The organism is Bacteroides sp. An19, assembly GCF_002160215.1.
Lineage (GTDB): Bacteria > Bacteroidota > Bacteroidia > Bacteroidales > Bacteroidaceae > Phocaeicola > Phocaeicola intestinalis.
In genome coordinates, this window is record NZ_NFKD01000017.1 from 55,418 (window position 1) to 65,385 (window position 9,968).

At 42.2% G+C, this 9,968-nt stretch carries 4 protein-coding genes; 3 read left to right on the top strand and 1 reads right to left on the bottom strand.

Features of this window, described 5'->3' with window-relative positions; genetic code table 11:
• Window positions 1-85 precede the first annotated feature (85 nt).
• The gene (locus tag B5F25_RS08855) at window positions 86-4,162 is read right to left on the bottom strand and encodes a hybrid sensor histidine kinase/response regulator transcription factor (protein ID WP_087249001.1); all 4,077 of its coding nucleotides are present in this window, start codon (window positions 4,160-4,162) and stop codon (window positions 86-88) included.
• 336 nt (window positions 4,163-4,498) lie between these two features.
• Here B5F25_RS08855 and B5F25_RS08860 point away from each other — a divergent pair, with 336 nt between their 5' ends.
• The 3 genes from B5F25_RS08860 to B5F25_RS08870 all read left to right on the top strand — a co-directional run.
• Window positions 4,499-7,606, top strand: coding sequence for a TonB-dependent receptor (locus B5F25_RS08860; protein ID WP_087249003.1), 3,108 nt, complete (start codon window positions 4,499-4,501; stop codon window positions 7,604-7,606).
• A gap of 22 nt (window positions 7,607-7,628) precedes the next feature.
• The gene (locus B5F25_RS08865) at window positions 7,629-9,437 is read left to right on the top strand and encodes a RagB/SusD family nutrient uptake outer membrane protein (protein ID WP_087249005.1); all 1,809 of its coding nucleotides are present in this window, start codon (window positions 7,629-7,631) and stop codon (window positions 9,435-9,437) included.
• A 170-nt stretch (window positions 9,438-9,607) separates the two neighbouring features.
• On the top strand, window positions 9,608-9,968 hold a 361-nt coding region (locus B5F25_RS08870; protein ID WP_140406897.1), incomplete at its 3' end, for a transposase.

Here is a 9,968-nt window from a genome sequence, read left to right on the forward strand (position 1 = left end):
AAACAGGATACAATTCCAATGCACAACCAAAGGTTTGACTCCTCTTCATTCTTTTGTGATGTAGATACGTTGACGATATTACAACTTACACAGGTGACATATTGTCTTTTCCGTCAAAAGATTCATCTTTCTGTCTGTGCTGATTCCGATACTCTTTGGGAGTTTCATGAAATTTCTTATCAAATTCTTTATAGAAATGTGACCGGTTTCCGAAACCGCACCGATACATGATTTCCTGTACAGTCAGATTTGTCGTACACAAAAGTTGGGCAGCAAACAAAATCCGATAATCCTTGATAAAGTCTTTAGGCGAAAGCTGTTCCAGTTCCTTAAATTTCCGGTACAGATTACGGACACTGATTTGCATGTGTGCCGCCAAGTCTTCCGGACTCAAATCGGTATTGTCCATATTGTTGGCAATAAATTCCGTAATGGATTGTAAGAAATCCTTGTCTTCTTTTTGCATCAGTTGCCCGTTAGTAAATTCGTAAGCGCAAGCCGATGAATGATAATATTCTCTGATTATATTCTTGTTTTCAATCATACGGGCAATGACAGCTTTCAGATAACCGATATTGAACGGTTTTTCAATATACGCATCAGCACCCGATTGCAGCCCTTCAATTTTTTCTTCGCTCGTATTTCGTGCGGATAACATTATCAAAGGAATGTGCATAGTATGCCTGTTCTTTTTGATTTGTCTGGTCAATTCTATACCGTCCGTACCAGGCATCATTATGTCTGTGACAATCAATGCCGGTTCTTCTTTCGTCAGCAATTCCAACCCTTTTTCTCCATTTTCTGCCGTTATCACCTGATAATTATCAGACAGTGAGTCTTGTATCAGCATCAGGATTTCTACGTTATCATCTATGACAAGTATTTTTTCTCGCTGCTTGTCAGAAGTGACTGAAGGCTGTGGCAATTGTTCTGTAATGGAAATCCGATTCGTAAGGACAGGGGTATTTCCGGTTTCGGTCTGGCATTCATCGGTTCTAATCGTTCCTTCCATTTCGGATAAAGGTAATTCAGGCAAGGTTACGATAAATTCCGCATATTGGTTCACTTCACTCTGGATTGCTATTCTGCCTTCCAGCAACTCTACCATGCTGTGACAGATAGCCATTCCCAACCCATTGCGGGAAGACAGTCCCTTTACGGCATTCTCTTCCATATTGTCTAATATGCAATATCGGTTGAAGACAAGAGGCATGTTTTCTTTTTTAATGCCTTCCCCCGTATTGAAAACGGACAATTGCAATTGTTTTTCCACAATATCCAATGTAATGCGTATTGTTCCTCCTGTCCGAGTATACTTGAATGCATTGGAAATTAAATTATTAGCTATCTTCGTGAAACAGCTGTAGTCTGTATTCCATTGCACATCAGCGGCTATCCGGTTTTCCAGATGAATGGAGTTCTGTTCTGCCAAATCCGAAAACGAAGCCACAATGTCATTGCATAAATTGCTGATAGCAATACATTCCACTTTTCTGCTTTTATGTCCGGTTTCCATACGCCGGAAATCAATCACTTCCTGAATCAGTGAATTGAGCCGTTCCGCATTCTGCTTGATAAGCGTAACATATTTCCGTATATACGTATCCGTATTCGCATAAGCTAAAATACGCTCGCAAGGACCGTACATCAACGTAAGTGGGGTACAGAACTCGTGAGTTATATTGGTAAAGAAGCGGAGTTTCTCTTCATACACTTCTTCTTTATGTGCCTGTTCCAACTTACGGACCATGCGTATGTGTTTTCTTTTCTGTTTTCTGACCCCTGTCCTGATGAGCAACAATATGCCGACCATTACCAGGAAGGAATAGAATCCGATTGCCGCATTTGATAAATACCAAGGTGGACAGATATAAATATGCATGGTATAAACCGGACTTTCCTTACCGCTGATTTTATTCTTGTATTTGACCTGCAACGTATAGTTTCCGGGAGACAGTTGGGTGAAAGAAACCGTGTTAGACAATCCATTATCTATCCATTTGTCCTTTTCATTCTCTATTTTATACAGATATGAATAATTGTTGGAGTTGATGTAATCCATAGCAAAAAACGAAATGCTGAAATAGTTTTGAGTATAGTCCAGCTCCAAACGGGAATTACCTTCCTTATCCTGCCGGATATAATCGTACCGATTCTGTTCTTGCCCTAAAATGCTCAAACGGGTAAAGCTGACCGGAGGAGTATATTCTTCAGAAGCAGAATAAGCCGGATTCTCACGCACGATGACCAATCCGTTGATGCCTCCAAAAAACAAGGCATCCTCTTTCTTGAAGGAAGCTCCGTCACTGTATTCTATCACTTTCAATCCGTTATGCTGGTTATAATTCTGGATGCTTTGCCGTTGGGTATGAAAACGCACCAGCCCTCCATTGGTAGACATCCACACATTGCCGCTATTATCTTGCAGCAATGTATGTATTGTACTATTCTGAAAACCATCTTTCTTATTAAAACATTGTTCCTCCCGAGAAGTTTGCCTGATGAATCCATAGCTGGTACCTAACCATAAGATACTATCTTCTTTGATAATAGAAAATATATCGTTGGCAGTCTTGTCCGCATAATGATTCTTCAACGAATGAGCACTCAATCTGCCGTTTTCCATCTTGAATACGCCATATCCACGATTGCCGAACCATAATACCCCTTCTTTATCGCAAGTAAGCGTGAAGAAATAATTGGATGAGAAGTTACCATTGTCAATCGTATAACGGGTAATGTCTGTCAAACGCGGTTGTGACGGTGTCCCATGAATACGGGCACGTATAATCCCTGTACCTACCGTAGCTATCCACAATACAGAATCTCCTTCTTCGTAAATGGCATGTACATATTGAATAGGTTCCTCTGTCGGAACTTTCTCTATACGTTTCGTTACATACGAATAATAATTGATGCCGGCATCACTACCTATCCAGAACAGAGGACGTTTACTTTCAGCAAAAGCATAGACGGAATTGTCATTTAACAAGCTGTTATGAGTAGTTATCAGTTCCGTATGATAATCCTGCGTATGTTGAAAAGGAATAAAATCGCGTATCCGAAGGATGCCTTCTCCTTTTGTTCCCAGCCAAAGAGTGTGCTCTTCATCCAAGTAAACGGAACGTACCGGTTTAGCTGTTCGTAAATTCAATTCATTATAAGTAATAGACTGAAGAGAATAACGCTCATTGGTGCACAGGTAAATGCCTTGCCCATCGGTAGCAATCCATACGATATCCTGATTGCGGTCGTTTAATAAGCGGAATATTCCCGATTGGATTCCCAGGTCTTCCGTCCGATAAGCTCCATTTTGTCCTTGTAATGTTACTTTCAAAACTCCGTTTGTCTGAAAGGAAATAAAAAAAGTACCTTTATGCTCAATAATGTCCGATATAATTCCACGTTCACTGATTTCTTTTTTTAGGGTAATTATATACTCTTTGCGTTCCGTATCTGTATGGTATTTGTATAAAGTATTCTGCTGATCTATAAAATAGATTGTTGTATCTTTCAGAAAAACATACTTTAATGGGGTGTTTTCTACCAGCCGGCTTTCATCGATTGTATAATGCTGTTTATTGTCGTCTTTTAACCGGTGTTTCACGATTCCTTTGGATGTAAACACCCATAAATGACGTTCATCGATATATACATTGAGAATGTCGTTTTGGTCAATTTGCGGAATGGACAGTTGCCTAAACTCCTCCGTATCATGCAGAATATAGTACAATATATTTCTTTCAGACAGAATGAAAATGTCATTCTTCGGACTTTTTTTCAACAAATATCCTCCTTGAAACTGGGTATAACTGGTTATGCTGCGTGTGTATTTATTAATCTTGTCAAGCCCGTAATTGGTCTGTATCCATAAAGTACCCCTGTCTGTTTCAAGAATATTCTCGATGATATTACCGGACAGATTTTTACCTTCCGATAAGGTAAAAGGACGTATATTCAATCCGTCATACAGGTTCAGTCCGTCACAGGTACCCAACCAAAGAAGTCCGTCGTAATCCTGATACAAGGAAAGTACAGCATTATTCGACAAACCATCCGTATTAGAAAGTTGTTTCAGATTATTTCCATATACATTTGTTATATGAATTATTGGACACCACATCCATAAAATAATCCCCAGCATTCTAAATATTTGCTCCATAATAAAGATGATATTTGCATTACATCGACAAAGATAGCGAAATTCTCATTTATAACCTTTCTTCCTATTTCACGCTTTGTATTCATGTTCGCCAATTTTGTATAAAACCGTCTGAAAGCCGTATTACATATATTTTTGGCATGTCTCACCACATGGTTTTGTTCATTTTAGTATAATTTCGCAATCAGAAAAACAAAGTCAAACCTTAAACACATTCCATGATGATTCAAAATTCGTCTTGACATACCGTTGGGGGGTTCCAATATTCATAGTTGGAAAAGACAAAAAAAGCGAAATAACAATTCAGATAATAAACACGTTTTTAAATTTAGTATTATGGACGTACGAAAGACACATTTCTTTTTGATGCTGCTTATGGCATTTTTATCATTCAGCAATGCCCATGTGGTAATGGCAGCAGACCAGGCCATACAAACCAAAGGCAAGGTGACAGATTCGACAGGAGAGCCGATTATCGGAGCCAATGTCATTGTAAAAGGTACAACCGTGGGAGTCATTTCAGACTTAGACGGAGGTTTTAACATCAACGCCAAACGAGGCGATGTCCTTCAGATTTCATTTCTTGGCTATCAGTCTAAAGAAGTAAAAGTAACCGGTTCTTTTCTCAATGTTACTTTGGAGGAGGATACAAAAACACTAGATGAAGTAGTAGTGGTAGGATATGGTTCACAAAAGAAATCAGACATTACCGGTGCTATGGTGAACGTCAAAAGCGAGGCATTGCATCAAGCTCCTGTTGCCAACATCGGTGCGGCATTGCAAGGTTTGGCAGCCGGTGTAGATGTTCAAATGGCAGGGGGAAATACCCACCCGGGAGCTACACCGCAAATCCGTATCCGTGGTGAACGTTCTATCAACGCAAGTAATGAAGCATTGATTGTAGTGGACGGAATTCCATTTTCCGGTAATCTGAATGAAATCAACAACGATGATGTAGAGAGTATCAGTATCCTGAAAGATGCATCCGCAACCGCTATCTATGGTTCACGCGGTGCCAACGGAGTAATTCTGATAACGACCAAGCGGGGTACCAAAGGCAAGACGAACGTAAGTTATAGCGGATATTACGGTGTCATTACTGCAATCAAGCAGTTCGACATAATGAACAGCGAAGAATACATCACGCTGAAAAAATGGGCGACCTACAATGCCAATCCTGATAATTATACAGGCATTGATGATCCGAACCTGATGCGCGTGGGCGATGTATTCCGTGACCAGGAAGAAATGGAAGGTTACTTTGCCGGAACCGATACAGACTGGCAAGACTTAATTTTCCGTAACGGAATGACAACCAATCATCAGGTGTCATTGAACGGAGGTAATGAACGCACGACCTATAACGCCTCTATCGGTTACTATCGGGGTGAAAACAATTACGAGGCACACAGTTTTGAACGTCTGACTGCCAAATTATCGCTGGACAGCCAGATTAACAGTTGGTTGAAAGTCGGATTCTCTACATTGAACACCTATGTCATGAGTAAAGGTGATGACCTGAATCCCATGGAAATGGCATTACGTGCCTCTCCTTTCACAACCCCTTATGATAGCGAAGGACATTTGCGTACTTACCTGCCGGGCAGCGGACAGAACGTATGGAATCCTTTGCAAGATTTGCAGGAAAATGCAGCTGTAGACGACGATAAAAGTCTTTCCACTTTCACGACCGGTTATGCTGAAATTCAGTTCCCGTTCGGTATCAAGTACCGTTTCAATGGAGGTGTTACCTTGAAATATAATTCGTGGGGTAAATTCTATGGAACCAATACGACCAAGCAAATGGGAGGACTGGACTATTCATCAGGAGGTTACGGACATACCGTCGACTATACGCTGGAAAACATCGTAACATGGGATTATACCTTCAATGAGGTACACAACATTAACCTGACAGGATTGTTCAGTGCCCAACAGCGTGAATATACATCGAATGGCGTAGACGGAAGAGATTACTACGACGACAACATCCTGTATTACAATCCGGGATTGGCACAGAGTGATGTTACAGGCAGCGGAAGTTATGAGAAATGGGCATTACTTTCATGGATGGGACGTCTGAATTATAACTATGCAGACAAATACCTGCTTACAGCTACCGTACGTTATGATGGTTCGTCCCGTCTGGCAGAAGGCAACAAATGGCATGCTTTCCCTTCGGTCGCATTGGGCTGGAACATCATGCACGAAAACTTTATGCAGGATATCAATCCCAATGTATTGTCCGGATTAAAATTCCGTCTCAGTTGGGGTAATGTAGGAAGTACGGCAATCAGCGCATACCAGACTATGGCACGACTGGATACCGGAAGCAAATACCTGTTAGGCAATACCGGTGTTATGGGTGTACGTCCAAGTTCAGTTCCCGATACCAGCCTGGGGTGGGAGAATACCGAAACCTGGAACGTAGGTATTGATTTCGGATTCTGGAATAACCGCATCAACGGCTCTATCGAGTGGTACCAACAAAATACCAGCGATTTGCTTCTGCCGGTCAGCCTGCCTTCTACTTCCGGCTATTCTTCTTCTTACCTGACCAATTTGGGTAAAACCCGAAACCGAGGCATTGAATTTAATGTGACAACTGTCAATATTATGGGTGATGGACAAGACCGGTTCTCATGGGAGACAGACCTGAATATTTTCGGAAACCGTAATACCATTATGAGTATCGGCGAAGGAATTGAGGCGGATATTAACAACAACTGGTTTGTCGGACAAGACCGTTGGGTGATTTATTCACTGGAAGCAGACGGATTGTGGCAAGATACTCCGGAAGACCGTGCTTTGGCAGAAACATTCGGCTATGCTACATCCGGACCTAATTCGGTAATCGGTACCGTCAAAATTAAAAATCACCATGTAGACTACGAAGCAGACGGTGTAACCCCGAAAGCAACTCAGGTTATTAATGATGACGATAAAGTATTTATCGGCAAACGCGCTCCAAAGTTTGAAGGAGGTATCAACAACCGTTTCGCCTGGAAAGGTTTCGACCTTTCATTCTTGTGGACATTCCGTTGCGGAGGTACCATTACTTCAGACATGCATAATGGTTGGATGAATACGTTGCAAGGAGGATACAATAACCTGAATGTAGATTATTGGACTCCTGAAAATACAGATGCACGCTGGCCCAAACCTACGACAGGCACAGTCAGCAACAAAGGATTACTGGCACGCTATGACGGTTCTTACCTGAAATTAAGAAACTTCACGTTAGGTTATACCCTTCCTAAAGCGGTTACAACGAAAGCCAACATCCAGTCGGCACGCATCTATGTTACCGGAAACAATCTGTACACATGGTTCAGCAAAGAATACCGGGAAGACGGAGGTATCGATCCGGAAACAACCAGCACGATTAACCTGACCACTCCTCCGACCCGTTCCTTCATTGTCGGACTGAATTTATCTTTCTAATTAACGATTAAACTATTGACGTATGAAAAAAGTATTATCTGCAATAACACTCTCGGCATTTGTTGCCTTTGCAACAGGATGTTCCGATTTTCTGGAAGAAGAAAACCATTCCAACGTACTTCAGGATTTCATGGGAACTCCGGAAGGTTACAGCATGGCGCTTAACTCTGTATATGCCAATATCCGTTCGATGTACAGTGCCGAAGAAGGCATTCACGGCTTGATGAATCCGGGTACAGATGAAATCAAAAACAATGTAACGGGAAGTAACCGTACCCGTGACCTGGCCGTTTATGACCGTGCCAATTATAACTCGAACAATGAATATCCCCGCAAGCTATGGAACGATGCTTACATTCAAATCAACACATTGAACTACATGATAGAAAATGCCGGAAACGTAGATGTCAGCACCAATGTCCTTACACCCGAAATAAGGGACCAATACCTGGGGGAAGCGAAGTTCTTGCGGGCATTCAATTACTTCCACTTGGTGGAACAGTTCGGTGACGTAACGGTAACCACAACCTATAATGCCAATCCAAGCACTTCTGCCGACCGGCATGATATGCTCAAGGCGTATGAGGAAGTAATTATCCCCGACCTGATAGATGCCAAAAGATTGTGCAAACCCAGTCCGCAACAGGATAATCTGGAATCGGGACGCGCATCGGCTGCAGCTGCCCGCCATTTGCTGGCACGTGTATATCTGACACTGGCATGGGCATACGACAAGAATCCTTCCAATCCTGCCTATGAAGGAAATACACAGACTAAATATTATGACCCGACGAAAGCACAGGAATATTATCGGCTGGCATACGATGAAGCGACCCAACTGATTGAAGAGGCTCCTTCTTTGGGTCTGAAACTAATGGATAACTATGCGGACCTGTTCGATGAAGCTTTTGATGCACCTTCATTGTCAAATACGGAAGTACTTTTCGTTGCACGTATGGACTGGGACGATGATAATACGTATGGAGGAAGAAGCACGCTGAACCACTATTTCGTCAACGGTTATGATGCCTACTTGGGCGAACGGAACCTGAATGACGGACGTTGCTACTCGTGGTTTAACCCGACACAATATACGTACGACACATTCAATAACCGTGATAAAGATACCCGTTATGATGCAACGTTCCAAAAAGTCTGGTATGCAACCAAAACCCAAGAAGGAGGTCAAATCAGTTATACCATAGACGGAGTGGAAGAAACATTCGATTGGGATTATTCAGTAGTGGGAGATACGGCAATTTATTATCCGGGCTATTACATGTCTGCCGAGGAAATTCGTGCCAAGACCCAGAACCGTTCCGGAAACCATTACATTATCTTTACACCCGATGCATATAACGGGCGTGCCATTTTCCCGACCATAACGAAATTCCTAGACAAGACCCGTACCATGCCTAATGACAATACGGACCGGTCGTACAATATATTCCGTTTAGGAGAGACTTACCTGCTGGCAGCAGAAGCGGCTTTCAAATTAGGTGACAATGTAAATGCCGCCAAATACATCAACGTCATCCGCGAACGTGCCCGCAATAAGGAAACATGTGAGTCAGGTGCATTGGACATCCAGCCCAACGATGTTACATTGGATTATATCCTGGAAGAACGTACGCGCGAATTGCTGGCGGAGCATTGCCGTTGGGCAGACCTTGCACGTACTGGTACTTTAATGGAAAGGGTAAAGAAATACGATGACGGACTGGCTAAGGAAAACATTCTTCCGGAACGCCATTGGTTACGTCCGATTCCTCAGACACAGATTGACCGCGTAACTACCGGTACTCCTTATCCGCAGAACCCGAACTGGTAAAACATGTGATAAAAAGACGTTAACAGGATAACACAGCCTATATTTTCAGATCTTCAATGAAAATATAGGCTTAGTTCCTATGTTTGTAATGTGCTAGCAAAATAGCATAAAGCCAAGAGAATTATTAAATTTGTAAATGAAAGAAATAACTTAATAAAACCTATGACTTTATGCGTAAACAAAGTAACACATTAAATTTTGAAGGACAAAATATTTACGTAGGAATTGATGTGCATTTGAAGAGTTGGACAGTAAGTATCCTGAGCGGGCATCTCCACCACAAGACATTCGTTCAGCCCCCGAGTCCGGAAGCCCTGTCCTCTTATCTTCATTCTCATTTTCCCAACGGAAACTATCTGTCAGCCTATGAAGCCGGTTTCAGTGGCTTCTGGGCACATTATAAACTGGTTGCAATGGGAATACAGAATATAGTGGTTAATCCGGCAGATGTCTCCACCAGCCAGAAGGAACGTCTTCAGAAGACGGATGCGGTGGACAGCAGGAAAATAGCCAGGTCTCTGCGTAGCAATG